Raw genomic sequence first — 26,448 nt, 5'->3', positions numbered from 1 at the left:
GCGCAAATGAATCCGCAACTCGTCATGGCGGCAGGTGATCCTGGTTCAACCGATATCTGGGCTGTCGCCAACTCCCCCGTTCTCTGGATCTGCGCTCTGGGCGTCTTCGCGGTCATCTTCGTCCAGTGCATCCTGTACTCGCGTGCAGCGAAGAAGGCCGCCCCGCACGTGGACATGCCAATCAATGAGGTCAAGGAATCCTTCCGCGCTGGCGCGGTAGCCTCCATCGGGCCTTCGCTGGCCGTGGTCCTCGTGGCTATTGCCCTGCTGGCCCTGTTCGGCACTCCGGCTGTGCTGGTGCGCATCGGCCTGATCGGCTCTGCCGCGGCCGAAACTGCTTCGGCCAGCATCGCCGCGGGCACCATGGGCGCCCAGCTGGGCGGCGACAGCTACACGCAGCAGGTCTTCGGCGTCGCATTCATGGCGATGAGCCTGTCCGGCGCAATGTGGATGATCTGCACGCTGATCATGACACCGCTGCTGAAGAAGGGCGGCTCCACGCTGGCCAAGCGCAACCCGGCAGTGATGGCGCTGATCCCCGCCGCCGCCCTGCTCGGCGCCTTCTCCGCCCTGACCATCGCCGAGCTGCCCAAGTCCAATGTGCACCTGATCCTGGTCGGCATCTCCGCTGCGGCCATGGGCTTGTGCCTCTACCTGGCCAAGGTGCTGGAGCTCAAGTGGCTGAAGGAATGGGCCCTGGGCATCTCGATCGTCATCTCCATCGTCGCCGCCTACTTCCTGCACACCGCCTAAGGACCGATCATGACTACGACATCCCAATTGTCCAGCGCCGACGCTTCGATGGCGCGCTTCGAGAAGCAGACTTCCCGCTACGGGTCCATCACGATGCTCATCGGCTTGGTCCTGTCCCTGATTGGCCCGATCTACATCGCTTTCTTCAGCGGGCTGGAGATCACCAGCACAATGATCTGGGTGGCCTTCCTGACGGTAGCCGGCACCTTCGGGGTGCTCTGGTTCGTCGAGCCGCTGACCTATTTCCCCATCCTGGGTTCGGCCGCCATGTACCAGGCCTTCATGATCGGCAACATCTCCAACAAGCTGCTGCCCGCGGCCATCGTGGCGCAATCGACCATTGGCGCCAGGCCCGGAACCAAGCGCGGCGACCTGGCCGCGGTGATGGCCATCTGCGGTGCCGCCACTGTCCACCTGACCAGCTTGCTGCTGTTCGTCGGCCTGCTGGGCACCTGGCTGGTGTCCATGATCCCCGCCGATGTCATTGATGTGGCCCGCCTGTACATCCTGCCGTCGCTGATGGGCGCGGTCCTCGTGCAATGCATCGTGGCCATGAAGTCCCTGCGCCCGACGGTCATCGCGATCGTGCTGGCCCTGGTGATGAACTTCGTCGTTGTCCCGATGGCTCCGGCCATCGGCATGTTCGCCACCGCCATCGTGGTCATCGCCTCCATTGTCTTCTCCTGGGGCCTGCGCGACCGCAAGAAAATCCACACTTCAGAAAGCTAGAGGATCATCGCATGCTGAACACCTACGGACTCACCGACGCCGAAACCCAGGCCTTGCACGAGGACTACCTGCACCTGCACCGCAACCCGGAGCTGTCCATGCAGGAGCACAACACCGCTGCGTTCATCGAATCCAAGCTCAGCGAACTGGGCATCGAGCACTTCCGTTGCGGCGGCACCGGCGTGGTGGGCATCCTGCGCAACGGCGAGGGCCCGGTGGTGGCCTTCCGCGCCGACAGCGACGGCCTGCCGATTGCCGAGGACACCAAGGCGGAGTACGCCTCCACCGCCAAGGGCTTTTTGGCAGATGGCACCGAGGTCCCGGTGATGCACGGCTGCGGCCACGACACCCATGTGGCCAGCGCTCTGGGCGCGGCCCGGGTGCTGGTGCGCAGCACCGATGTGTGGGCCGGCACCGTGGTGTTCATCTTCCAGCCCGGCGAGGAAACCAGCGCGGGAGCCGCCGCAATGCTCGCCGACGGCCTGTGGGATCGGGCACCGCGGCCAACGGCGGTCCTCGGCCAGCACGTATTCCCCTTTGCCACCGGCACCATCCGTATCACCCCGGAATCGGCGATGGCCATGGCCAACTCGCTGGAGGTCACCCTCTACGGCAAGCAGGCCCACGGTTCCCAGCCGCAGGATTCCATCGACCCGATTGTGCTCGGAGCCAATATCATCACCCGGCTCCAGACCATCACCTCGCGCGAGCTGCATCCGCTGGATTCGGCCGTGGTCACCTGCGGCTCCTTCCACGCGGGCCTGAAGGAAAATATCATCCCCGACACCGCGGTATTCACGCTGAACATCCGCACGCTCACCGAGCCGGTGCGCGAGAAGGTCCTGGAAGCAGTCACCCGGATCATCAATGCCGAGGCGGATGCCTCAGGGGCACCTCGGCCGAAGATCGAGCAGCTCTACACCTTCCCGCGGCTGTACAACGACCCGGAGCACACCGGCAATGTCGTCGGCTCGCTGCGCGAGGAGTTCGGCGAGGAGCAGGTCCGTCTGGTGCCGCCGCTGATGGGATCCGAGGACTTCGGTTCGCTGGGCGATGCCATCGGCGTGCCGAATGTGTTCTGGATGTTCGGCGGCGCCGACCCGCAGGACCCGGCACCGGCTGGCAACCACTCCCCGTTCTTCCTGCCTGAGTACCGTGGAGCGTTGGATTCCGGCGTGCGCGCAGCCTTGGCCGGAATTCGCCATTATCTCGGCGCCTAACTAGCCAACAAGAGCGCGTAGGGCCTGGGTGAAGGAAAATTTCCTTCACCCAGGCCCTGAGCTGTTTCAGCTCCCCGGCGTGTCAGAGCAGGGCGCGCCCGTCGAGGTAGGCGCCGAGCACCTGCAGCACGCCGTGCTCAAGGTTGGACGGCGCAGTGAAATTCGCGGCTTCTGCCACCACGGGGTGGGCATTAGCCATCGCAAAAGAGTAGGTGGCGGCCTTGATCATTTCCAGGTCGTTGGGGTAGTCGCCGAAAACTGCTGTTTCATCGGCGCTGATTCCCAGCTTCTCCTGCAGCGCATTCAGGGCCAAGCCCTTGTGCACGCCGTGGTTCATGGCATCCACCCAGTGGCTCCCCGAGATCACCACCTGCAGCGGCACCTGCAGCGCTGCCGCCATTTCCTGCACGGCGCCGGTGCCGACGTTGACGGCCATCTTGATGATCTCGTCGTCGACCTGGGCCAGGTCTTCAACCACCTGCACTGCACGGTAATACGGTGCAATCGCGGCGGCGAACGCTTCATCGGCGCGCTCCACATAGGCGGTGCGGCGTCCGCACAGCACCAATCCGGCATCGAGCGCAGATTGCGCGCGGACGGCCTGGATGACCACGTCAACCGAGGACTTGCCGATGATGTTGGAGTAGATCTCGTTCTCGCCATGCATCACGACGGTGCCGTTCTCGGCAATGATCGCGATCTCGCCCAAGGGGGCGAACTGCTCGCGCAGGGTGGCGAACTGGCGCCCGGAAGCCGGCACGAACTTGATGCCGCGTTCCTGGAGCCGGTCGATGAGCGCCCAGGATGCCTCCGGGATTTGGCCCTCGCCGTCCAGGAAGGTGCCGTCCATGTCAACGGCGACGAGCTTGATCTGGGCGTTCGGGTCAATCGTATGCATAGGTTCCTAGTTGCCGGGATTCAGCGCGCGATGCGCGGCGCCCAATACCCCGGCGGCGTTGTTGAAGCGGGCGGGCACGATCTTGGCACGCAGTTCCAGCTGCGGCAGGAATTTCTCGTGGTCTTCGGAGATCGCTCCGCCGACGATGATCAGATCCGGGCTGCAGAGGAATTCCACGTGGGACAGGTAGCGCTGCAGGCGGGCGATGTACTGTTCCCAGCTGAGGTTTTCCTCGTGCATGACTCGCGCGGCGGCCTTGCTCTCGGCATTGAAGCCGTCGATTTCGAGGTGGCCGAATTCGACGTTAGGGAAGAGCACTCCGTCGCGGAAGAAGGCCGAGCCAATGCCGGTGCCCAGGGTCAGCAGCAAGGTGCTGCCCTTGACAGGCTTGCCATTCTCGGCTCCCGCACCCGCGTAAACCTCGGCGACGCCGGCGGCATCCGCGTCATTGAGCACAAAGACGTCGCGGCCCAGGAGCGCACTGAACGAGGCGGTGACATCCAAGCCGATCCAGGCCTTGTCGATATTGGCCGCCGAGTGCACGACGCCGTCGATGACGATGCCGGGCACGGTGACACCGGCGGGAATCCCGGCCAGCTCATCGCCGGTGAGCTCCTGCAGGTCGGCAATGATTCCTGTCATCACCTGGGCGACGGCCTCCGGATGCGCGCCTTCTGGGGTGGCGGCCTTGCTGAAGGTGCTCTCAACGAGCTTGCCGTCGGTTCCAACCAATCCGTACTTGATGGACGAGCCGCCCAGATCAAGGCCGATGGCAGCGAACTGCGACGTGGATGCCGATGCGTCAGATGGTGCCATCAGTGGTCTCCCCGGAGATGCAAATAGAATTTTAAGGACTCTTTACAATATATAGCTTGGATCACTTTGGTCAACGTGCCCGGTAGTTTTCCCACAAGTTGCCCAAGGCGAGCTCCCGGGCACCAGCCAGTGCCCCGCGTGCCGCGGCTTCGGTTCCCAATGCGGAAAGCTGCACATGGACCGGCTTGGGCAGCAACCTATTCAGCTCGCTCTCCAATGCCGCGCACAATTCAGGGGTCAGGCCCGGACCGATGGCCACCACCCGCTGCGGATCGACGAAGCCAATCAAGTTCGCCAGGACCTGGCCGAACGGCGCAAGGAATGCCGGCCAGTTCCGTTCGTCGGCCAGCTTCTCCCAGAGCACGCGGGTCTGGAACATCCCCTCCTCGGCGAGCGCTTCGCGCAGGTTTATCCCGCCCACCACCTGGGTCTCCAGCTCGCCAGCGGTGCCGTGCTTGCCGCGGTGCAGCGCACCGTCGATGACCAGTCCTGCGCCCAGGCCAGATCCGATATAGATCATCATCAAGGAGTCTGCCTGATCGCCCGCTTCGGCCAGGGCCATCCAGTTCACGTCGTTATCCAGCAGCACCGGAACACCGTCAGCGAATTGGCCTGCAAGGTCAGCTCCGGAGGAAGGGAAAATCGGGGTAGCCAGCACGCGCAGCTCGCCATCGCGCTCCACCGGGGCCGATTGGCTCACGGCCGCGGCCAGCAGCGGGGAGCCGAGCTCGGCGGCCACGCGCGAAATCTCCCGGGCACCCATTTGCGCTACTTCCGCTGCAGTGGTTTGCGCGGTGAGCGGGTAGAGGCGGTCCACCAGGGTTTGCCCGGCCAGGTCGGTGGCGCGGACCTGCAGGAATTCAGCCTGCAGGCACAGGGCCAGCAGGTGGCCGAAGCTGCTGTCCAGCGCATAGTGCTCCGGTACGCGTCCGCGCTTGGGCTCGTTTTCCCGCTCGATGGCCAACGCCAACCCGTTCTCCTGCAGGCGCGAAATCGCCTGCGATGCGGTGGGCTTGGAGATGCCCAGATCCGCGGCGATCCGGGTCCGTGTCGCCGGGGCCTTGCAGAGGTAGTCGAAGACCCGGATGTCGGTCAGCGTTGCCAGGGCACGGGGCCCCGCAGTGGAATCAGTCACCCACCAATCCTACTGGGCTTCCGCCCCGATTCCGGGCAGCAGAACTTGGCGTACCGAGCGCCCGTCAGCCAGATCGTCGAGGGCTTCGTTGATCTGCGCCAGCGACCTGGTCTCCACCAGCTTCTCTACCGGGAGCCTGCCTGCGCGCCAAAGCTGCTCGTAGTAGCCGATATCCTGCTTTGGCAGCGCAGAGCCCATATAGCTGCCGATAATCGTGCGGGCGCCGGCGGTCAGGGCCAATGGCTCGATGCTGCTCATCGCGCCCGGGGCCGGCAGCCCCACGGTCACCAGGGTTCCGCCCACGCCTGTGGCCTGCAATGCGGATTCGAAGGCCCGCGGATGACCGGCGGCCTCAACCACGATCTGCGCACTGCGCTGCCCCAGCTCCTGCGGCGTGCAGGCTTCATCGGCACCCAAGGCCAGCGCGGTCGCCAGCTTCTGATCATTGGCGTCAATGGCCAAGATCCTGCCGGTAGTCCGCTGCCCGGCGGCCACCAGCAAGGCGGCCATGCCCACTCCGCCCAGTCCAATGATGGCCACATCCTCGGCACCTGTTGCCTTGGCGGCATTGCGCAGCGCGCCACCGCCGGTGAGCACCGCGCACCCCAGCACCGCGGCCACCTCGGCCGGCACATCCGCGCCCACCGGTACCAGGCTGCGCGCATCCATCACCGCATAATCGGCAAATGCCGAGACGCCCAGGTGGTGGTGGACCGGCTTGCCATCGAGCATCAGCCGGCGAGCGCCAGTCAGCAGGGTTCCAGCGGTGTTGGACGCGGTGCCGGCGCTGCACGGCAGCTTGCCTCCGGTGGCGCAGGCTGCGCAGTTCTCGCAGCGTGGCAGGAAGACCGAGATCACCTGCTGGCCGATGTCCAGCTGAACCCCTTCGCCAACCCGCTCGATGATGCCGGCCGATTCATGCCCGAGCACCATCGGCACCGGACGCGGCCGGTTCCCGTCGATGACCGACAAGTCCGAATGGCAGAGTCCGGCCGCGGTGATGCGCACCAGAACTTCCCCGGGGCCGGGCTCGCCAAGGTGCATCTGGCGGATCGCCAGCGGCCGATGCTTGGCATAGGGCCGCTGGTTCTCCGGATGCTCCAGCACCGCGGCATGGATCTGGCGCATGATCAGCCCGCAGCTGCCGTGCTGGCCTCGGCCGTTTCCGGGTTCCAACCGCGCACGGCGCCATCAGGCAGCAGGTTCTTCACGATCAGCGAGCAGTCCTTGTCCCCCAGCCCCTGCTCGATCAGTTCGTCGAAGTGCTCGCGGGCCAAGCTGGCTGCCGGCAGCCGCACGCCGGTGCTTTCTCCGGCATCTAAGGCCAGCCCGACATCCTTGCGGGCCAGGTCGGTGCGGAAGGTCGCTTCGAAGTTGTTGTTTGCCGCAGCGGTATCGATGATGCCCGGCACCGGGTACCAGGTCTGCTGCGCCCAGGAACGGCCCGAGGAGACCGAGGCGATCTGCCAGAAGACCTCGGGATCCAGGCCCAATGCCTCGGCCAGCTGGGAACCCTCGGCACTGGCCATCAGGTCGATGAACAGCATCATGTTGTTGCAGATCTTGGCGGCAATGCCCATGGAGGGCCCGCCTGCGACGATGGTCTTGCCGCTCATCGGGGCGATGAATCCGCTGGCCCGGTCCATCAGTTCCGGCTCACCGCCGAGCATGAAGGCCAGGGTCCCCGCCGCTGCGCCGGAGATGCCGCCGGATACCGGGGCATCAACGAAGTGCAGTCCACGCTCCGCGGAGCCTGCGTGGATGTAGCCGGAAGTTTCAATGTCCACCGTGGAGGAATCCAGCAGGAGCATGTCCTTGGTGGCGTTGGCCCAGATGCCTGCCTCGCCCTCGTAGACCGAGCGCACGTGCGCGCCCTTGGGCAGCATGGTGAATACAGCATCGGCATGCTCCATGGCTTCGGCCACCGAGCCGGAGATCTGCACCCCGCCTCCCGCCGCGGCGGCGCAGGCCTCCGCGTCCAGGTCGTAGCCGCGCACCTGGTGCCCGGCGGCCACCAGATTCGCTGTCATCGGTCCGCCCATGTTGCCCAGGCCAATCCATGCGTACGTGCTCATCTGCACACCCCTCGTCGTTGCGTACCGTCCTTTCAGGCCAGCGTAGGATGCCGGTCGCGCCGGACTCAATGCACCCCGGCACGGCAATTGCGCAAGCCCGGTGTGCGCTAGCGCACACCGTCCATGGCAGACTGTGGACTATGGACCGTCAGATCGATTACCGCCATCTCGAATCACTCATTGCCCTGCTGACCGTTGCACGACTGGGCCGCTACACCGCCGCCGCGAACGTCCTCGGGGTAAACCACTCGACGATTTCCCGCCGCATCGACGCACTGCAAAAGGCGATGGGCGGCCACCTGCTCACGCGCACCCCCAACGGCTGGGAACTGACCGATCTGGGACGCCGGGCGATGGCCAGCGCGGAAACCATCGAGCAGGCAGTGGAGGCCATCGGCGCCGAGAAGGACTCCGGAGCGCTGGCAGGCCATGTGCGCGTCGCTGCCCCCGATGCATTCAGCGCGCACCTCGCTGCCCCGGCACTGGCCAAGCTCCAGGTAAAGCATCCGCAACTGGTCTTCGAGATCGTCTCCGAAACCACCCGTGCACGGCAGACGCGTACCGGCATGGACTTGGAGATTGTCATCGGCGAACCCCATGTCCGCAAGGCCGCCTCGATGAAACTCCTGGATTACGAGTTGCGGCTCTACGCCACTGCCGAATATCTGGAAAGCCATGGCACGCCAAGATCCATCGAGGATCTGGCAGGGCATAGCTTGAACTACTACATCGATACCGCTCTGACGGTGGACAAGCTCGATGACGCCACCAGCGCCCTGCCACCGATGCGCCGCTCCATTTCTTCCACGAGCATCGCGGTGCAATACGCGGCCACCATGAACCATGCCGGCATCGGGCTGCTGCCAACATTCCTCTCCCGGCACTATCCCAACATGATTCCGGTGCTCCACGAGGAGTTCACCTTCCACTCCGAATATTGGCTGGTGGGACGCGACGAGGCTTTGCGCAGCCGTGCGGTCCAGGAAACGGTTCGCGCGCTGAATGATGCGGCCGCCGCCGGCGACTGGTTCATTCCGCCGTTCCCCGTGCCGAGCGCCTCCGGAAGCTAGTGCGTTCGGGCTGGTTCCCAGTCAATGATGGCTTGGCACATCTGTGCCGTTGATTGCGCGCTGTCCAGGCGGAGCACCGGACGGGACTCGTCCTTCAACCATGCCTCGTGGTGCGCGCGGCTGCGTCCGGCGAACTCCGGGTCATCGTAGCCAGCCGCCCACAGCATGAAATGCTCCACAGCCTTTGGATCCGGGGCTTGCCCGGACTGCCGAAGTTGCTCGCGTTCGGCAAGCCGTCGCAGGCGCACGTCGGGATCCAGCGTCAAGAACACGAAGGCATCGCATTCGGCCAGCACATCATTCCCCCACCCCTGCATGGATCCCGAAAGCACCCATGCGCTGCGCGGCACGAAGATCTCATGCATGAACTTGGAGCGTTCAGCTGGCGCTCGCTGCTGGGAGTACGGCGGGTCGGTGGGTACCCAGAAATAGTCGTCGCTATCGGCATGCGGGACCGACCAAGCATTCGCCACGGCTCGGGCAAGAGTCGTCGTGCCACTGCCGCTGGCACCGAAGATATTCAGCCTGCACTGCTCCATCTGGAAATCCCCCTCTGCCGGCTTGGCTGCGTCTTCCCATTGCTCCGATGCCGGCGATTCAAATCGCGAGTGGCAATGAATGCAATTCGGCACAGCATCGCCATCAAATCTCCGAATCCCGCCGGTTGAAGCACCTCGCCGTCGCAAAGTCTTGTTGACAATAATCTCCGCCAAAACGCCATCTGCACTTAGGTGCCAGAATGTCAGCAAGTCGCCGACTGCACAACCGGATTGCCCAAGGCAGGCAATCAAGCATCACAAAAGCAAACCCCGTTTGGGAATTGATCTTCGGTGCCGTCATGGATGCTGGGGAGTATCCCTGCGATGCCATTACATCGAGGACACGCTCGCCGGATCAAACTACAAAACGACATCTTCTAAAGCAGTGCGGCTCACAGCAATAATTTCTCGGTATCGTAATGGGCTGTTTCTAGTTTTCATTTAAGCCATCTGCAGGATAATATCCACTTGTGTTGTTTCTATCATTTCAACACTCGTCATGCTAACCATTTGATCAGTAGATACATTAGCCAGTTTTTTTAGTAAAAGAAGTTCAAAATTCGCAGCGATCTTCCTAGGCTTCGCTCTACTTTTTCCAGCTGCATCGGCAGCCCACGCGGCCCCAATTTGGAACTATGGAACTGTAGATGCGCCGGGTTGGAACACACGGTACATATGGTCAAGCTTTGATGACACAGAGAAACGCCACGGCGCAAGTGCCGAAGGCGATATCGGGGGCCTCAAACGCTCGACTTGCAAGTCGCCCAATACCCGGGCTTATGCAGAGTCCATCTACTCACCTTCGGGCGGCTGGCACCGCGCGTACTACCGGTACTGCTAGAAAACGATTGTGTCCGCTGGGAGCCTCCCCAGGCTCCCAGCCGGCGCGACAGAAAGCGTAAATGAAAAACAAAGGGCTTCATCTAGCCGTCGTTATCGCAGCCTTATACGCCATGTTCGCTGGTTTTGCATCGTCGATCCTCCTAGAAGAAACAACGCTTCCAGATTCACGTCAAATACTCGTGAGCGGTCAAACCGTATCCACAGGCGGAGCTGGGCTTCCAGTGTTAGCCCAGAAACTGGCAAACGACAGCTCCTCCGTAATCGTCAAACAAATTCGCGATCTGCACGATACCAAGATTCGTAATCTCTATATCGCCACAGGTAACGAGAATCTGCCACAGTCCCACTGGATCACAGAAGGTTATCCGCGTTTTAGCCAGGGTATCCAGACCAACACTTACCCTGTGGAAGATCTTCAAGGAAAAGATCCTCGGGGGAGGTACTTTATCTTCGGCTCCGACGGAGCTGAAGACAAAGTTGTGGAGGAATTCGAAAGAGTTGGATTCTCCGTAGAAGAAGAAATCCCGGTATCCAGTTCCCTTGGATTAGGCATCCTTCTCCAAGGAACTCTGAGCTCGCCAACCTTGGTAACCATGCTCCTAATCGTCGTTCTTTCGGGTACTTCAGCCATCGCGCAAATAAAGCGCTACTCAGTAGAGCGGCTTCATGGTGCCAGCAAGAATGATGTCCTCATCCACGAACTTAAGGACCTTTTTAAACGAGCTTTCCCCCAAGTCGCCGTACTCGGTTGCGTCGGAACGTTTTGGCTACATTCCTATAATGGCCTGAACCAATTCGTTCCGTTGGCTCAGAGAGTGTCGATTATTTTTGCAATCGCTCTCGGCCTGGCGATTGCGATTCACGCGACCGTCGCAACGCTGCTCTGGGATACCTCTATACTTCACGGCCTAAAGGGGCGCCTAGGCTTCCGAGTGGCGGTTCCGGTTGCCTACTTAATCAGAGTCCCTGGAATTCTCATTGCAGTTTCCTTGGTCGCATCTGCATTTGGAGCTCTCCAAACAACTCAAGAGGCGGCGGTCGCCAAAGCAGAGCTGAACGCAGCTGGAGATGCATCGGCAATTGTATTTGAAGGGCGAACCTCGCCGGAAGAAATGGATCGTTTGGCTTTCGAGTCAGGTGCCTGGCTAAAGAACGAAGCTAAAGCAGGTCGAGCTGTACTATCTGCACCGTATCAGTTGGGCGAAAAACGCGGTGATGGTTCAATCCCGGTTCTATTGATCAACAATGCATATCTGGCAAGAAACGAGGTGCTCGCAGAATCTGGAGAAAGAGTCCAGCAGATTCCGGAGAGCGATATCCGGGTGTTAATGCCCGAGAACAGTCAAGCGCTCCGAAGTGCAAGACTCGACTTTATCGGCGAATTTTCAATAGATTCAATAGCGGAAGAAAAAATTTCCTTCGAATCCATTGAACAGGGACAAAAGCACTTTCGCTATGATCCCAACGTTGCCGCTATTGGAGGCTCTCTGGCCGTTGCAGACTCAATTCTGATTATCGTAGGTTCCGACTCCGGGCTTATCCGCGATGACGACTACATGGCATTGGCAAGCGATGGCCGTGTCTTGATGACAGATCCCGTGATCGCCGCCCAGCGAACCCCTCCTGAGCTTATGGGCAACTGGATAGCCGCCTATGTGCCTATAGCCCAAATTGCAGCCAACAATTATGCGGATCAAAAATCTGATCTGAATGTCAAGATCGGAAGCTCGCTAGTAGCGCTCATCGTGTTGCTTTCCACTGCCGTCGGGCTTGCCCGAATACACGTTCGCGGCAACTCGCAAACGATCCTTGTCAGATATTTGCACGGTTGGAGTTTCTACTCGATCCATCGTTGGCTGATTCGTGCTGAGTTATTGTTGCTCCTGCTGGTCACACTCTGGGCTTTCGGCCGATCAACCATCTTGGCAATCGGAGCCAGCTCTGAATTCACTTCTGGAGTTGCGTACGAATCAGTGATAGTAGCAAACCATTGGCAGCCGTGGGCCATCGCGTTCATAGCCATGAGTAATCTCAGTATCCTGCTGGGATTAGTGCACGTTCAGTCCAAGCACATGTTCCGTACCCATAGTGAGGAAACAGCATGAGTGAAATTATCGTCAGCCACGCGGCAAAGTCTTTCAAGCAACGCCAACTCTTCACGGATCTATCGTTCCGGGTCCGTGCCAAGCAACTGACAGCACTCACTGGCCCATCGGGCTCAGGAAAATCCACATTGCTGAACTGCATCGGGTTGCTCGACGATCTTGATTCAGGAACTATCCATGCCGGAGAAAAACGGATTTCACGGATGGGCAAGGAAAAGCAGAGGCTATTTCGACGAGATAGCCTAGGCTACATGTTCCAAGACTACGCACTGATCGAAAATTCCAGCATCAATCAGAATCTTGAAATTGCTGTAGGAGCCAATGGAAGACGTGCGGTGAAGTTCGCGAACTTCGATGCCGCACTCACCAGAGTGGGGCTCGGCGGACGAGGTAATGAGCCCGTCTATTCTCTCTCCGGTGGGGAACAGCAGCGCGTTGCGCTTGCAAGGCTCATCGTCAAAAAGCCTTCCATCATTCTTGCGGATGAACCGACTGGGGCACTCGACCCTGCCAATGCGGAGGTTGTTCTCAGCGAATTGGACCGGCTGGCCCAAGAAGGGGCCGCAGTCATAATTGCAACGCATTCTGCGCAGGTCATCGATGCTTGCGCAAATACGATCAGCCTTGCCCACATGTCCTAGAAGCATGCACCTCTGCCAAGCTGCGCATCTGGATCACCAGTAGGCAGTCCAGATTCTTGCAGTTTGCGGACGCATGACGGAAGACTACACCTGCCACCCGAGAGAGTTCACCGTCCGCCTGAACTGCTCCCCACAAGTTGTCGCGACTTTCTACAGTCCAACTTCTGGGGAGCAGTTCACTATTGGATGACGAACTCTCTCATGCCGCGTTCGTCCAGATATCTACTGCATCTTCATTTCGGCGCTCGAAGCGGCCCCGCCGTTCAACGCCAAGCGGTCAGCCTCGTCGATCTCGCCGAGATCCAGCCCCTTGGTTTCCTTCATGAAGTACACCGCCACCATGGTGACTGCTGCGGCGAAGACAATGTACCCGGCGACCGGAACCCAGGATCCGTAGACCTTCAGCAGGAAGGTTGCGATGATTGGCGCCATCGAACCGGCCACAATCGAGGTGACCTGGTAGCCCAGCGAGACACCCGAGTAGCGCATGCGGGTCGGGAACATTTCCGCCATGATGGCCGGCTGCCCGGCATACATCAGGCCATGCACGAACAGTCCCAGCATGATGGTGGCCAGGATGACCGCATCGTTTCCAGTGTTGAACAACGGGAAGGCTGCCACGCCCCACACTGCCATGAGCACTACTCCGGTGGCGTAAACCGGGCGCCGTCCGCGGCTGTCGGTGAAGCGTCCAACAATTGGCACCAGGATGGCGTGGAAGACGTGTGCCACAAGCATCAGGCCCAGAATTGTGGAGGTGTCCATCTTCAGCTGGGTGGCCATGTAGGTGATGGAGAAGGTGACCACCATGTAGTACATGATGTTCTCGCCGAAGCGCAGCCCCATGGCGGTGAACACCCCGCGCGGGTAGCGCTTGAATACTTCGCCCACGCCATAGCCGGCGGCCGCGTTCTGTTCCAGCTCCGCCTTGGCTTCCTTGAAAATCGGGGCATCGGAAACACGGGTGCGGATGTAATAGCCCACTACCACGATGACCACCGAAAGCCAGAAGCCGATGCGCCAACCCCATGCCAGGAAGGCAGCCTCGCTGAGCGTTGCCGAGAGCACCAGCAGCACCACGGTGGCCAGCAGGTTGCCTACCGGCACTGCCGCCTGCGGCCAGGAAGACCAGAAGCCGCGCTCCTTGTTCGGCGCATGCTCGGCCACCAGCAGCACCGCGCCGCCCCATTCCCCTCCAACGGCGAAGCCCTGGGCGAAGCGCAGCACGATCAGCAGGATCGGTGCGGCGTAGCCGATGGAATCGAAGGTGGGCAGGCAGCCCATCAGGAAGGTGGTTGCGCCGACCAGCACGATCGCCACCTGCAGCAGGTGCTTGCGTCCGAACTTGTCGCCGAAGTGGCCGAAGACGATGCCGCCGATCGGGCGGGCAATGAAGCCGACCGCGTAGGTCAGGAAGGCCTTGATGATGTTGTCCAGGTCGTTGCCGGTATCCGGGAAGAAGATCTTGTTGAAGACCAGGGTGGCCGCAGTCGCGTAGAGGAAGAATTCATACCATTCGACGACGGTGCCAGCCATGGAGGCTGCTACGACCCGGCGCAATCCCTTGCGCTCGGCCTTCGATGACGTTTCGCTTGCCACTGTGCGTTCCTTCCGCCTGCGCCGGTACCCCCTGCGGGACCAGCTTCATCAGCGAGTATGGCCTAGATCACATGGCGAAAGATAGGCGGAAAGAGGCATAGTTGGAGGCAGTTTCTGCACATTCAGCGTGCATTTTTGCACATGGCATGGCCACTCGCGGAAAGGTTGACGATGACAGCTTGGGAAAACGCAGCGCACCAGGTCGCGTTGCGCGGCGTGCGCATGGATGCGCACACCCGTTGCGCCCACTACCACTCGCTGATCGATGTGATTGCGCTGAAGCACCACTGCTGCGGCATCTACTATCCCTGCCACCTATGCCATGGCGAACTGGCCGGCCACGAAGCAACGCCGTGGCCGGCGGACAAATTCGATGAGCCTGCGGTGCTCTGCGGGGTCTGCAGCACGCAGCTGAGCCCCGCCCAATATCTGGAAGCCGATTCCTGCCCGAACTGCCAGGCTCTGTTCAATCCCGGCTGCAAGGCGCATCGGCACCTGTACTTCGAGGCGGATTCAGGATCCTAGTCCCACGGCAGCTCGTTCTCCTCTGCAGGCTGTTGCGGAACCACCAGCACCGGCCGATGCTGCTTGTGGGCCAGCGCCACGGCAATCGAGCCGTCGAGCAGCTGGGCCATCTTGCTGCGGATCCCCGGACGGCGGGTGCCGATGACGATCATCTGCGCATCCAGCTGCTCCGCCACCGCCGCCAGCACCTTGGCCGGTTCACCGGGCACCGTATAGCTCTCGAACTCCACGCCGGTCACCACCGAAGCGATTTCCCAGGCGAGCTCCTCGGAGACCGGATCTGCCGAGGCCAGCAAGTCGCCTTCGGACAGCTTGTCGGTAATCAGGCGTCCGTAATCTGCATGGATGCACACCAATCGTGCATCCAGCCCGCGAGCCAGCGAGGCGGCCGCCGTCAATACCGCCGGCGACATGCCTTTTTCCACGCCCACGACCATGGTGCTCATCAGCTATTCCTGCTTTCCTAGTCGGTCCATTCCTTGCTGAAAATCCTAGAGGTCGCCAAGCTCAATGCCCGTATCCGCCAGGCGTTCGGCTGGAATCTCGCGGCCCACCAGTTCGCGCAGCTGATCGTTGACATCCCAGATGTTCACGTTGGCTGCCGCCGTGATCCGTTGGCCGTCCTGCCAGAACAGCAAAAATTCCCCGCTCTCCACAGAGCCGCGGACTACCGAAGTGTCATCCGGCGAATTGTGCCCAACGTATTCCATCCCCAGATCGAACTGGTCGGTGAAGAAATACGGGAGCCAGTCGTAGGATTCTTCCTCGCCCATCAGCGTCGCGGCCGCGAGCTTACCCTGGCGGATGGCATTGTCCCAGTGCTCCACGCGCAGCTGCCGGCGCAGCCTGGTATTGAAAGCCTGGGCGATATCCCCCACCGCGAGAATCTTGGAGTTGCTGGTGCGCAGCGACGCATCAACGATGACTCCCGAATCCACGTCCAGCCCGGCAGTCTCGGCCAGTTGCAGGTTGGGGCGGGCACCGATGGCCAGCAGCACCACGTCGGCACGCGAAGACCCGGCATCGGAGAGCACCTGCAGGTGCCCGTCAACCTGCTCGATGCCCTGGGCCCGCGCGGTGCGCACATCCACGCCATGGCGTTGGTGCAGTTCCAGCAGGTAGTGCCCGAAGCGTTCGCCGAAGACCTTGGCCAGCGGCACCTCGGACGGTGAATAGACGGTGACCCGGGCTCCGCGCTGGCGTGCGGTGGCAGCGACTTCCATGCCGATCCAGCCCGAACCGATGACCGCCACCTGCGCGCCCTCGGTCAGTTCTGCGCGCAGCGACTTCGCATCTGCCAGGGTGCGCAGCACGTGCACCCCTGGCAGGTCATAGCCGGGCATCGGATTCTCGCCGCCCACACTGGCCCGCGAACCGGTCGCCAAAACCAGCTGGTCGTAGTCCACCGCGCTGCCATCGGCCAGCAGCACCTGCTGCTTGCCGGTCTCCACGCTGATTGCGGCGGTTCCCAGCCGGAGGGTGACCTCCTGCGCTGCGTACCACTGCGCGTCATGCACGGTGAAGTCTTCTGGCTCGTCATTGCCCTGCAAGAAGCCCTTGGACAGGGGCGGACGCTCATAGGGCAGGTGCGATTCCTCGCCAATCAGGGTGATCGGGCCGGCATGTCCCCGCTCGCGTAGTGCTCCCACCGTACTGGCGGCGGCAAGCCCGGCACCAACGATGACTATCGACTCCTGGTCCATGGAACAACCCCTCTGCTTCCCGCCGCGGTGACGGCCCGCGGCCAGTGGATAATGCTTGTCACCTTGATCCTCACACCCCGATGCCCTGCTTGGCAAGGCATCGGGGGCAAGGCCACGGACCTAGTCGTCACTTGGCTTCACGTGCCGGGATTTTGCTTCTGATTCCACGCGCTTGCCGAAGATCCCGCGCGTGCGCGAGACCCGGTAGTCGATACGGTCATCGACGTAGCGGCGCAGTTCGGGCTGCTCGTCCAAGGCGCCCCACAGCTCATCGGAGACGTGCTCGGTGACCCGCGCCAGCCGGCGCTTCTGCTCGATGACTTCCAAGGCCCGGCTTTCATGGCGCAACCCCTTGATCGTGGCCACCGACATCATGATCATGATGATGCTGAATGGCAAGGCCGTGGCCAGCGAACCGGCCTGCAGCGCCTGCAGCCCGCCGGCCACCAGCAAGGCAGCGGCCAGCACGCCTTCGAGCACCGCCCACAGCACCCTGGACCAGGTCGGCGGGTTCGGGTGCCCGCCGGAGGCGAGCATGTCGACCACCAGCGAGCCGGAGTCCGAAGAGGTGATGAAGAAGATCGCGACCAGCAAGATCGCCACCACCGACAGGATCGAACCCAGCGGCAAGGCTTCAAGCACCTGGAACAGCGACCCCTCCGCGGAGACCGCGCCATCCTCGACCATATCCCCGGCGCCGAAGAACTGGCGGTACAGCCCCGAGCCGCCCATGACCGAGAACCAGAGGAAACCGACTATGGTCGGCACCAGCAGCACGCCGGTGACGAACTGGCGCACGGTACGCCCGCGCGAAATGCGGGCGATGAAGATGCCCACGAACGGCGCCCAGGCGATCCACCAGCCCCAGTAGAAGACCGTCCAGCTGGAGAACCAGGTGGCCGATTCCTCACCCTGCTGGAAGGCACCCACGTCGAAGGTCATGTTCATGAAGTTGGCCAGGTACACGCCCAGGGACTGCACGAAATTCTGGAACAGGAACAGCGTCGGGCCCAGCAGCAGCACGCTGATCATCAGCAGGCCTGCCATGGACAGGTTGATGTTCGACAGCCACTTGATCCCGGCGCCCAGGCCGCTGACCACGCTCATGGTGGCTAGGAACGTGATGACCACGATCAGGATGACCAGCAGCGTGTTATCCACCGAACCGACCAGTCCGATCGCCTTCATGCCCGAGCTGATCTGCTGCACGCCCAGGCCCAGCGAGGTGGCCACGCCGAACACCGTGCCGAAGATGGCCAGTACATCAATCACATCTCCCAGCCAGCCCTTGACCCGATCTCCCAGGATCGGTTCTAGCGCCCAACGGATGGACACCGGGCGCCCGCGGCGGTGGATCGCGTAGGCCAAAGCCAAGCCGATCACCGCGTAGATGGCCCACGGGTGCAGGCCCCAGTGGATGAAGGTCTGCGCCATGGCCAGTCCGGCCAGCTCCGATTCGCTGCCTTCCCAACCCGGCTTCGGATCCACGGTGGCGTACATCAGAGGTTCGCCGACCCCGTAGAAGACCAGGCCAATGCCCATGCCGGCGGCGAAGAGCATCGCGAACCAGCTGAACAAGCCGAATTCGGGTTTCTCTCCGTCATTGCCCAGGGTGATCCGCCCGAGCTTGGAGAAGCCGATGGCGATCACCAGCGCCACAAAGCCGCCGATGATCAGCATGTAGTACCAGCCCAGGTTGGCTACGATCCAGTTCTGCACGGCGTTGAAAGTCGTGTCCGCCGCATTGGGCGCGAGGATCGCGAAGACCGCCACAGCCAGGATCACCAGCAGCGCCGGCCAGAAGACCGCAGGGGCGATCCCGCCCTTGCCTAGGCGCACGCCCTGCCGGCGCAGCTTCGCGGTGATCTGCTCGTCGGTGTCGTCCTCGGCAATGTGCATGTGCACCGGGATCGGCGCGGTATGCGGGGATGCTTCCAGCACAGCATTTGCGTGCTGCCCATTATCTGCTTCGGGAGGTTCAACTTCGTCAATGTTCTTCGTCATGGTCCAGGCTCCTTCACTCAGAGAAATGCCCTAGGACTTCCACCCTTGTTCTTTCGCCGCGAAGATTCAAGTGGCCAGCGAAGAATAGTGACTTCTTTCTGCCCGTCGGGCATCGCCGGGCCGTGCGCCGCGGTTGCTGTGCGCTGCATAGGTGCTTGTTGCCAAGCATGGCAGTTTGTCCATGCCGCCGGGTACAGTGCGAGGTACCTCGTAGGCCTTGGCATGAAAGCCTCTCGGAACCAGTAAGGAGCCCCGTCATGTACAGCAACCAGGTCCGTCAAGCGACCGTCGCCGAAATTCCCAACCGCTACGTCTTGGTCTTCGACCGGCAGGAATCCGGAGCCCCGGGCATCGCAGCAGCCCAGCGCGAATCGGAACTTCCGCAGCTGCTGGCTGAACAGGGCTATTCCAGTACCGAGTACTTCCCAATGCTGGGCATCGCTGTGGTCACCAGCTCGGCTGACCAGCTTGAGGACTTCCGCCAGCGCTGCGCAGGGCACAAGCTGCCAGCCTCGGTGGTACCCGAGCTGGTCTACCGGATCCTGCCCGATGCCCCGGCCGCTACGGACTCCTATGCGGACACCGGCCAACTCACCTGGGGCCTGCAGGCCGTAGGCGCTTCGCTTTCGGGCTACACCGGCAAGGGCATCAACGTGGCCGTCTTGGATACCGGTTTTGACAGTGCGCATCCGGACTTCGCAGGCCGCACGGTGACCGCCAAGTCCTTTGTCGCAGGCGAGGACGCCACTGACGGCCATGGACATGGCACCCACTGCATCGGCAGCGCCTGCGGTCCGCGCGAACCGCAGCAGGGTCCGGGCTACGGGGTCGCCTCGGAAGCCAATATATTCGCTGGAAAGGTGCTGGGCGCCGATGGCTCAGGTTCGGACTCCACGATCCTGGCCGGCATCAACTGGGCACTGGAAAACAAGTGCGAGGTCATCTCCATGTCGCTGGGTGCTGATGTGAGAACTGTGCACCCACCCTATGTCACTGCCGGACGCCGCGCCTTGGAGCTGGGCTCCTTGATCGTGGCGGCCGCCGGAAATAATGCACAGCGCTCTGCCGGGAACCCGGGATTCGTCGGCGCACCGGCCAACAGCCCGTACATCATGGCCGTAGCGGCTTTGGACTCGAAGCTGGCCGTGGCGGACTTCTCGGCCCAGGCGTTGGACACCGACGGCGGCGAGGTGGATATTGCAGGCCCCGGCGTTGCTATCTACTCTTCGTGGCCCGGCGCCAAGCGGTACAACACCATCAGCGGCACCTCGATGGCCACCCCGCATGTGGCCGGCGTGGCAGCGCTGCTGGCCGAATCCACCGGGCTGCGTGCCCAGGAGCTGTGGGACAAGCTGCTGTCCACCTCCCGCGATATCCCGCTGCCGGCCGAGGATGCCGGAGCCGGGCTGGTCCAGGCCCCGGCCTCACAGGAAGCGTAGCGGCATGTCCGGCGCCGAAGTGCACGTCTATGTCATCACCATTTCCACCCAGCATCCGCTGGAACCGGTGGTCAGCGAACTGCAGTCCCGCGGATTGCAAGTTAAGCAGGTGCTCGCCGCCCTCGGCCAGGTAATTGGCGAGGGCAGCGAGGATGTTGCCGAGAAGTTGCGCAGCATATCGGCGGTGGAATCGGTTGATGCCCAGCAGCAGTACCGGGCCTTGGATGATGATGCCTAGCGCAGGATGACCGTGCGGTTTCCGTAGAGGAAGACCCGGCCCTCGCAGTGCCAGCGCACCGCATTGGACAGCGCCTTGCACTCGGTGTCGCGGCCGGCGGCCACCAGGTCCTGCGGGCCAAAGGTATGATCCACCTCGACGACCTGCTGGGCGATGATCGGGCCCTCATCCAGCTCGGAGTTCACGTAGTGGGCGGTGGCGCCCACGGTCTTCACGCCGCGCTCCCAGGCCTGGTGGTATGGCTTGGCGCCCTTGAAGGAAGGCAGGAAGGAGTGGTGGATGTTGATCGTTTTGCCGGTCAACTCGCGCGAGAGCTCGTCGGAGAGCACCTGCATGTAGCGGGCCAGGACCACCAGCTCCGCTTCGTGCTTGGCGATCAGCGAGAGCAGCTCCGCCTCGGCCTGCGGCTTGGTCTCCTTGGAGATCGGCACATGGTAGTACGGGATGCCGTGCCACTCGACCAGCGACCGGCTGTCCGGGTGGTTGGAGACCACCGCGACGATCTCGATCGGCAATTCGCCGGTGCGGGCACGGAAGAGCAGGTCGTTGAGGCAATGGTCGAACTTCGAGACCATGATCAGCACCTTGGTCTTCTCACCGCGTTCGCGCAGCTGCCAGTCCATCTCGAACTGCTGGGCGACCTCGGCGAATTCTGCACGCATCTGCTCCAGCAGGTCGGCCTGCCCCTCGCCGGCGAAGTCCACGCGCAGGTAGAGCCGGCCGGCGGCCATGTCGTCGAATTGCTTGAGCTCGACGATGGTGCGTTCGTGCTTCAGCAGGAATCCGGTGACCGCGTTGACGATCCCCATTCCCTCGGGGCATTGCAGGGTCAGCACGTGGCGGATTTGCTCGCTCATGATTGCTTCAGGTCCTTTCGGCTAGCGGGTTAGACAGCACTGTGCCAGAGCCGGTGTCCGAACGCCACGAACTGGCCGGATTGTTGCTGTGCATGCTTGTGCTTGCGTGTTTGCTGATACAGGCCAGTCCGGCCCCGCCCCGGCGTCGGGACGGGGCCGGATCAGCCGGTGCGGCTAGGCCACCGGTGGTACGGCGAACTCCGCCATGGCGTCGATCAGCCAGTGCACGGTGTGCTCGGTGAAGGAGGCGCGCGGGAAGATCCGCCAGCTGGTTTCGCCGGTGCGCCACAGCAGCACCGGAATGTTCGCCAGCGAGGTGGTGATCGCCTGGTTCACGCCGAAGGCTCGCGGGTGCAGGTCCGCCGGGCAGCTCTTGCGCAGCACCAGCGGCGCATCCGGGCCTTCCAGTTCCAGCACCGAGCGGTTGGCCGAGAGGTCGACCACCTGCCCGGGCTCATCGCCCAGGGCGGCGGCAAGCGCACCTGCCAGCTCGATGTTCTCCGGGCTGGTGGCCAGGAACTCGTCCGGGCCCAGCCAGAGCACCGCAGTGCCCGACACGTCGCCGGCCACCTCGCCCACCGTGGCGGGCAGGCCCACGCCGGTGGCCGCGGACAGCGCCGCGTGGGCTGCCCCGCCCGGTGCGCTGCGCAGCGAGATCTGGGTGGTGAAGGCGATTTCGCGCAGGGACACGCGGCCGGCGACGCTGGCCGCCTCCATCTGGGCTGCCAGGTGCTGCGCCGGCGAGCGGCGCACGTCGGTGTCAATCAGGGTGTCGTTAGCCATCACGGCGGCTTCCTTCCGGGTCGAAGAGAACGAGTTCGGAGACCTGGACGTCGACCAGCTGGCCGCCGACCGGGGTCTTGAGCACTTCGCCGATGCGGTTGCGCCCATTCTTGATCAGCGCCAGGCCGAAGGTGCGCCCCAGGGCCGGCGAGTTGTACGAGCTGGTGACCCAGCCTTCCATCGGGGTGATGCCATCGGTGGCCAGCGCGTCGGCGGCCACCAGCGCGGCGCCTTCGGGCAGGCGCAGCGAAGAGTCCACCGGCAGCACCGAAACCAGGTGCTTGCGGTCCTCGCGCACATTGTCTTCGCGGCTGTAGGAGCGCTTGCCGACGAAGTCCTTGAGCTTGGAGACCACCCATTCCATGCCTGCATCCTGCGGGGTCACCGTGCCGTCGGTATCCTGGCCGACGATGATGAATCCCTTCTCGGCGCGCAGCACGTGCATGGTTTCGGTGCCGTACGGGGTGATGTTGAATTCCTCGCCGGCGGCGTACACATCTTCCCAGACGCGCAGCCCATGCCAGGCAGGGATCGCGATCTCGAAGGCCAGTTCGCCGGAGAAGGAGATGCGGCTGATCCGCGCCTCGATCCCGGAGTCCAGCACCACGTCCTTGAAGGCCATGAACTTGAAACCCTCGTTGGACACGTCCACCGAGCTGGCCAGCTTCGCGATGACCTCCCGGGACTTCGGTCCGACCACCGCGACGGTGGCCAGCTGCTCGGTCACCGAGGTGCAGGTGACGTCCAGTTCAGGCCATTCGGTCTGCAGCCATTCTTCCAGCCAGTCCAGCACGTCGGCGGCGCCGCCGGTGGTGGTATGCATCAGGAAGCGGTCCTCGGCCAGGCGCAGGGTCACGCCGTCGTCGAAGATCATGCCGTCGGCCTTGCACATCACGCCGTAGCGTCCCATGCCCTCTTTCAGCTTGGTGTAGCCGTTGGTGTAGATGCGGTTGAGGAATTCGGCGGCGTCCTTGCCGCGGATCTCGATCTTGCCCAGCGTGGTGGCATCGAGCATGCCCACCGAAGCGCGCACCGCGGCGGATTCGCGGTAGACCGCCTCGTCCATGCTCTCGCCCGGCTGCGGGTAGTACCAGGCGCGCTTCCACTGCCCGACGTCCTCGAATTCGGCGCCGTGCTCCACATGCCAGGAGTGCATCGGGGTGATGCGTGCCGGATCCAGCAGCTGCCCGCGGGTGCGTCCGGCCAGCGCTGCGAAGGCCACCGGGGTGTACGGTGCGCGGAAGGTGGTAGTGCCGATCTGTGCCGGGTTCTCGATGCCCAGCACCGCGGCGATCACGCCGATTGCCGCGACGCCCGAGGTCTTGCCCTGGTCGTTGGCGGTGGAGATCGAGGTGTACCGCTTGATGTGCTCCACGGACTGCATGCCGGCGCCGGTGGCGCGCAGCACGTCGGCCACGGACTGGTCGCGCTGCAGATCCACGAAGTGGGTCTTGTAGTTCGCCGCGTCGTCGCCGTTCAGCGACGGCACCAGCCAGACCGGACGGGTTTCCCCGGCCGGGACGGCTACCGCCTGCGGAACTTCTGCGATGCGCTGGAAGCCTGCTGCGCTGGCTGCCGCGGCGCCGGTGGCGGCCCCGGTGCTCAGCGCGCTGGCGGTGTCGAAGCGGCCAGTGACAGCGCCGGCCAGGTGCTGGTTGGCCACCGCGGCGGCCGGGACGAAGGCATGGATCGCAGTGTCCCAGTCCAGCTTGCCCTGGCGCTGGGAGTGCAGGTGCACCACCGGGTTGAAGCCGCCGCCCACGGCCAGCACGTCGGCCTCGAAGCGCTGCGGCGCGCCGAGGTTGCGCTGCTCGTCCAGCTCGGCGACGATCACTGCCGAAAGCTCGCCGGAGGCATCCGCTTCGGTGTCCACCACGACGGAGCCGGTCAGCACGGTGACCCCGGCGGCCACTGCTTCTGTGGCGGCCGCAGAGACGGTGGTGCGTGCGTCGATCACTGCAACTACCCCGCCGGTGGCTGCCAGCTCGGAGACCAGCGGGTAGACCGAGTCGTTAGTGGTGGCCACCACGATCTGCTGACCGGCGCGCACGCCGTAGCGGTTCAGGTAGCTGCGCACCGCGCCGGCGAGCATGATGCCCGGACGGTCGTTGTTCTCGAAGACGATCGGGCGTTCGTGGGCGCCGGTGGCCAGCACTACCTGCTGGGCGCGGATGTGCCAGATGCGTTCGCGCGAGACGCCCGCCCCTGCCGGGCCGTCCAGGTGCACGGTGCGGCGCTGCGCTGCGATCAGGTAGTTCGCGTCGTAGGACCCGAAGACGGTGGTGCGCTGCAGGTGGGTGGTCTCCTCGGCGGCTGCCAATTCGGCGGCGACCGTGTCGATCCATGCCGCGGCGTCCACGCCGTCGATCTGCTCGCCGGAAGCATCGCGCAGGGTGCCGCCGGCTTCGGCGCGCTCGTCGAGCAGCATTACCCGGGCGCCGGAGCGCGAGGCCTCGCGGGCAGCGGCCAGGCCTGCAGGCCCGGCGCCGACCACCAGCACGTCGGTATGCACGTGGACGTGGTCGTAGTAGGCGGGGTCCTCGTTCGGATCCAGCACACCCAGTCCGGAGAGCAGGGTGGCGTTCATCGATTCGGTGACCGGGACGGTGGTGGCAGGCAGCATCGACTCGGCGATGTCCTGGCTGTGCCGGGCGTCGACGGTGATCAGCGCGTTGGGTTCCTCGACGCCGGCGGCGAAGATGCCGCGCGGGCGGTCCAGGTACAGCGAGGTGCCGCATGAACGCATCCCGTTGGCCAGCATTGCGCTGGCCACGGTGTCGCCGCGGAAGGCGGAAAGCTGCTGCCCGTTCACTCTCAGGGCCAGTGCTTCCTCGCGGTTAATGCGGGCGCCGGCGCTGTGCGCGGCGGCAAGGCGCTGGGACTTGCTCATCGGGTGCCTCCTTCGGTGGCCTGGATTTCTGGACGTGCTTCGCCGGCACGGTAGACGGCTTTGAATTCATAGGTGACGGTGTCGCGCAGGGCGTTGAACCACTTGCGGCAGCCGCCGGAGTGGACCCAGCGTTCGGCGAAGATGCCCTTCTTGTTCTGCCGGTAGAACAAGTAGCGCGACCATTCCTTGTCGCTCAGCGCGTTCGGATCCTCCGGGTAGGCAACGTGGGCTTCTCCCCCGTATTTGAATTCGTTCTCGTTGCGTGGCCCGCAGTTCGGGCAATCAATCAGCATCATGGCGGTTGCTCCTAGTGTGCGACGGCTGCTGCGCCGTGCTCGTCGATGAGGTGGCCGGTTTCGAAGCGCTCCAGGCTGAACGGCTTGTTCAGCTCATGAGGCTCGTCGTGGGCGATGGTGTGCGCCATGGTGAAGCCGGCGCCCGGGGTGCCCTTGAACCCGCCGGTGCCCCAGCCGCAGTTCACGTACAGGTTCTGGATCGGGGTCTTGGAGACGATTGGCGAGGCGTCCATGGTGGTGTCCACGATGCCGCCCCAGGTGCGCAGCACGTGCGCCCGGGCGAAGATCGGGAACAGTTCCACCGCGGCAGCCATCTGCTCCTCGATCACGTGGAACGCGCCGCGCTGGCCGTAGCCGTTGTAGCTGTCGATGCCCGCGCCCATGACCAGTTCGCCCTTGTGAGCCTGGGAGACGTAGACGTGGATGTGGTTGGACATGACCACCGTCGGGTGCACCGGCTCGAACAGCTCGGAGACCAGGGCCTGCAGCGGGTGGGACTGGATGGGCAGCTCGAAGCCTGCCATTTCGGCCAGCACAGAGGAGTGCCCGGCACCGGCGAGAGCGACCTTGCCGGCATTGATGGTGCCACGGGTGGTCTTCACGCCGGTGACCTTCTCGCCATCCTTGATGAATCCGGTGACTTCGCAGTTCTGGATGATGTCAACGCCCATTTCGTTGGCCTTGCGGGCGAAGGCCCAGGCCACGTGGTCGTGCTTGGCGATGCCGGCGCGCGGCTGCCAGGTCGCGCCCATGACCGGGTAGCGGATGTTGTCGCTCACGTTGATGATCGGGCAGGCTTCCTTGACCTGCGATGGGTCCAGCCATTCGGCGTCCACGCCGTTGAGCTTGTTGGCTTCCACGCGGCGCACTGATTCGCGCACATCCCCGAGGGTGTGGGCCAGGTTCATCACGCCGCGCTGGGAGAACAGGAAGTCGTATTCCAGGTCCTCGGGCAGCTGTTCCCACAGCTTCAGCGACTTCTCGTAGATGCCTGCCGACTCGTCCCAGAGGTAGTTGGAACGGATGATGGTGGTGTTGCGGGCCATGTTCCCGCCGGCCAGCCAGCCCTTTTCCAGTACCGCCACATTGGTGATGCCATGGTTCTTGGCCAGGAAGTAGGCGGTGGCCAGGCCGTGCCCGCCGCCGCCGACGATGACTACGTCGTAGGACTTCTTCGGTTCCGGATTGTTCCAGAGGAATTCCGGGTGTTCTGGGAGCAAATCAGCCATGATTATTCCGCTACTTTCTTGAGATTTGGGTAGAGTGGGTGGGCTTCAGCCAAGGCCAGAA

Annotated in this window: 24 protein-coding genes; 9 read left to right on the top strand and 15 right to left on the bottom strand. The window is 63.1% G+C overall.

From position 1 onward, the window contains the following. Positions 1-6 precede the first annotated feature (6 nt). The 3 genes from ANI01nite_RS15640 to ANI01nite_RS15630 are packed head-to-tail and all read left to right on the top strand — an operon-like array spanning position 7 to position 2,702. A complete protein-coding gene (locus ANI01nite_RS15640; protein ID WP_073707893.1) occupies positions 7-753 on the top strand; it encodes a DUF5058 family protein in 747 nt (248 codons plus the stop codon). 9 nt (positions 754-762) lie between these two features. Continuing rightward, positions 763-1,482: a hypothetical protein gene (locus ANI01nite_RS15635; protein ID WP_141359093.1), complete on the top strand. Its 720-nt coding sequence runs from the start codon at positions 763-765 to the stop codon at positions 1,480-1,482. A gap of 11 nt (positions 1,483-1,493) precedes the next feature. Beyond that, the gene (locus ANI01nite_RS15630) at positions 1,494-2,702 is read left to right on the top strand and encodes an amidohydrolase (protein ID WP_141359091.1); all 1,209 of its coding nucleotides are present in this window, start codon (positions 1,494-1,496) and stop codon (positions 2,700-2,702) included. 82 nt (positions 2,703-2,784) lie between these two features. Here the strand turns inward: ANI01nite_RS15630 and ANI01nite_RS15625 are convergent, their stop codons facing one another. The 5 genes from ANI01nite_RS15625 to mmsB all read right to left on the bottom strand — a co-directional run bounded on the left by ANI01nite_RS15625 (position 2,785) and on the right by mmsB (position 7,626). Continuing rightward, positions 2,785-3,600, bottom strand: a complete 816-nt coding sequence (locus ANI01nite_RS15625; RefSeq protein WP_141359089.1) for a Cof-type HAD-IIB family hydrolase — start codon at positions 3,598-3,600, stop codon at positions 2,785-2,787. A gap of 6 nt (positions 3,601-3,606) precedes the next feature. Continuing rightward, positions 3,607-4,416, bottom strand: a complete 810-nt coding sequence (ppgK, locus tag ANI01nite_RS15620; protein WP_141359088.1) for a polyphosphate--glucose phosphotransferase — start codon at positions 4,414-4,416, stop codon at positions 3,607-3,609. Between the two features lie 70 nt (positions 4,417-4,486). Then, positions 4,487-5,551 carry an ROK family transcriptional regulator gene (locus ANI01nite_RS15615; RefSeq protein WP_141359086.1) on the bottom strand — a complete coding sequence of 355 codons (1,065 nt, stop codon included), beginning with the start codon at positions 5,549-5,551 and terminating at the stop codon, positions 4,487-4,489. A 9-nt stretch (positions 5,552-5,560) separates the two neighbouring features. After that, complete coding sequence (locus ANI01nite_RS15610) at positions 5,561-6,679, bottom strand: alcohol dehydrogenase catalytic domain-containing protein (protein ID WP_141359084.1); 1,119 nt, start codon at positions 6,677-6,679, stop codon at positions 5,561-5,563. Between the two features lie 2 nt (positions 6,680-6,681). After that, entirely contained in the window at positions 6,682-7,626 is a 945-nt protein-coding gene (gene mmsB / locus ANI01nite_RS15605; RefSeq protein WP_141359082.1) for a 3-hydroxyisobutyrate dehydrogenase, read from the bottom strand. 140 nt (positions 7,627-7,766) lie between these two features. On the opposite strand from mmsB, the gene ANI01nite_RS15600 reads away from it, so the two are divergent. Then, positions 7,767-8,696 (top strand): LysR family transcriptional regulator, encoded by a 930-nt coding sequence (locus ANI01nite_RS15600; protein WP_141359080.1) that lies wholly within the window; start codon positions 7,767-7,769, stop codon positions 8,694-8,696. Here the strand turns inward: ANI01nite_RS15600 and ANI01nite_RS15595 are convergent. Continuing rightward, positions 8,693-9,235: a P-loop NTPase family protein gene (locus ANI01nite_RS15595; protein WP_073707940.1), complete on the bottom strand. Its 543-nt coding sequence runs from the start codon at positions 9,233-9,235 to the stop codon at positions 8,693-8,695. The genes ANI01nite_RS15600 and ANI01nite_RS15595 overlap by 4 nt on opposite strands. Positions 9,236-10,137: 902 nt before the next feature. On the opposite strand from ANI01nite_RS15595, the gene ANI01nite_RS15590 reads away from it, so the two are divergent. Together ANI01nite_RS15590 and ANI01nite_RS15585 are read left to right on the top strand one after the other, a co-directional pair. Then, entirely contained in the window at positions 10,138-12,183 is a 2,046-nt protein-coding gene (locus tag ANI01nite_RS15590) for a bacteriocin-associated integral membrane family protein (protein WP_141359078.1), read from the top strand. Further along, a complete protein-coding gene (locus ANI01nite_RS15585) occupies positions 12,180-12,824 on the top strand; it encodes an ABC transporter ATP-binding protein (RefSeq protein WP_141359076.1) in 645 nt (214 codons plus the stop codon). The genes ANI01nite_RS15590 and ANI01nite_RS15585 overlap by 4 nt, the downstream gene beginning before the upstream one ends. A 222-nt stretch (positions 12,825-13,046) precedes the next feature. Here ANI01nite_RS15585 and ANI01nite_RS15580 read toward each other — a convergent pair whose 3' ends face one another. Beyond that, complete coding sequence (locus tag ANI01nite_RS15580) at positions 13,047-14,423, bottom strand: MFS transporter (RefSeq protein ID WP_141359074.1); 1,377 nt, start codon at positions 14,421-14,423, stop codon at positions 13,047-13,049. Between the two features lie 171 nt (positions 14,424-14,594). Here ANI01nite_RS15580 and ANI01nite_RS15575 point away from each other — a divergent pair, with 171 nt between their 5' ends. After that, the gene (locus tag ANI01nite_RS15575; protein ID WP_141359072.1) at positions 14,595-14,948 is read left to right on the top strand and encodes a CHY zinc finger protein; all 354 of its coding nucleotides are present in this window, start codon (positions 14,595-14,597) and stop codon (positions 14,946-14,948) included. Here ANI01nite_RS15575 and ANI01nite_RS15570 read toward each other — a convergent pair. The 3 genes from ANI01nite_RS15570 to ANI01nite_RS15560 form a co-directional block, all read right to left on the bottom strand. Beyond that, positions 14,945-15,394 carry a universal stress protein gene (locus tag ANI01nite_RS15570; RefSeq protein ID WP_141359070.1) on the bottom strand — a complete coding sequence of 150 codons (450 nt, stop codon included), beginning with the start codon at positions 15,392-15,394 and terminating at the stop codon, positions 14,945-14,947. The two genes, ANI01nite_RS15575 and ANI01nite_RS15570, sit on opposite strands and share 4 nt — an antisense overlap. 45 nt (positions 15,395-15,439) lie before the next feature. After that, positions 15,440-16,651, bottom strand: coding sequence for an NAD(P)/FAD-dependent oxidoreductase (locus ANI01nite_RS15565; RefSeq protein WP_141359068.1), 1,212 nt, complete (start codon positions 16,649-16,651; stop codon positions 15,440-15,442). A 120-nt stretch (positions 16,652-16,771) separates the two neighbouring features. Further along, positions 16,772-18,655 (bottom strand): BCCT family transporter, encoded by a 1,884-nt coding sequence (locus tag ANI01nite_RS15560; protein ID WP_073707881.1) that lies wholly within the window; start codon positions 18,653-18,655, stop codon positions 16,772-16,774. 257 nt (positions 18,656-18,912) lie between these two features. Between ANI01nite_RS15560 and ANI01nite_RS15555 the strand changes: the two genes are divergently transcribed. Both ANI01nite_RS15555 and ANI01nite_RS15550 read left to right on the top strand, forming a co-directional pair. After that, a complete protein-coding gene (locus tag ANI01nite_RS15555; protein ID WP_141359066.1) occupies positions 18,913-20,094 on the top strand; it encodes a S8 family serine peptidase in 1,182 nt (393 codons plus the stop codon). Between the two features lie 4 nt (positions 20,095-20,098). Continuing rightward, positions 20,099-20,332 (top strand): hypothetical protein, encoded by a 234-nt coding sequence (locus tag ANI01nite_RS15550; RefSeq protein WP_141359064.1) that lies wholly within the window; start codon positions 20,099-20,101, stop codon positions 20,330-20,332. On the opposite strand, the gene purU is transcribed toward ANI01nite_RS15550, so the two are convergent. From purU to ANI01nite_RS15525, 5 genes are all read right to left on the bottom strand, one after another. Then, a complete protein-coding gene (gene purU, locus ANI01nite_RS15545) occupies positions 20,329-21,189 on the bottom strand; it encodes a formyltetrahydrofolate deformylase (RefSeq protein ID WP_038991590.1) in 861 nt (286 codons plus the stop codon). The genes ANI01nite_RS15550 and purU overlap by 4 nt on opposite strands. A gap of 174 nt (positions 21,190-21,363) precedes the next feature. Further along, positions 21,364-21,972 (bottom strand): sarcosine oxidase subunit gamma, encoded by a 609-nt coding sequence (locus tag ANI01nite_RS15540; RefSeq protein ID WP_121867296.1) that lies wholly within the window; start codon positions 21,970-21,972, stop codon positions 21,364-21,366. Then, positions 21,965-24,862: a sarcosine oxidase subunit alpha family protein gene (locus ANI01nite_RS15535; RefSeq protein ID WP_141359062.1), complete on the bottom strand. Its 2,898-nt coding sequence runs from the start codon at positions 24,860-24,862 to the stop codon at positions 21,965-21,967. Before ANI01nite_RS15535 ends, ANI01nite_RS15540 begins: the two co-directional genes overlap by 8 nt. Beyond that, positions 24,859-25,158 (bottom strand): sarcosine oxidase subunit delta, encoded by a 300-nt coding sequence (locus ANI01nite_RS15530; protein WP_038991587.1) that lies wholly within the window; start codon positions 25,156-25,158, stop codon positions 24,859-24,861. The genes ANI01nite_RS15535 and ANI01nite_RS15530 overlap by 4 nt, the downstream gene beginning before the upstream one ends. Positions 25,159-25,169: 11 nt before the next feature. Then, positions 25,170-26,387 carry a sarcosine oxidase subunit beta family protein gene (locus ANI01nite_RS15525; RefSeq protein ID WP_038991586.1) on the bottom strand — a complete coding sequence of 406 codons (1,218 nt, stop codon included), beginning with the start codon at positions 26,385-26,387 and terminating at the stop codon, positions 25,170-25,172. Positions 26,388-26,448 lie beyond the last annotated feature (61 nt).

This window comes from Glutamicibacter nicotianae, from assembly GCF_006539525.1.
GTDB lineage: Bacteria > Actinomycetota > Actinomycetes > Actinomycetales > Micrococcaceae > Glutamicibacter > Glutamicibacter nicotianae.
Note: the sequence above shows the minus strand (reverse complement) of the source record. Positions and strands in the feature narration are given on the sequence as shown.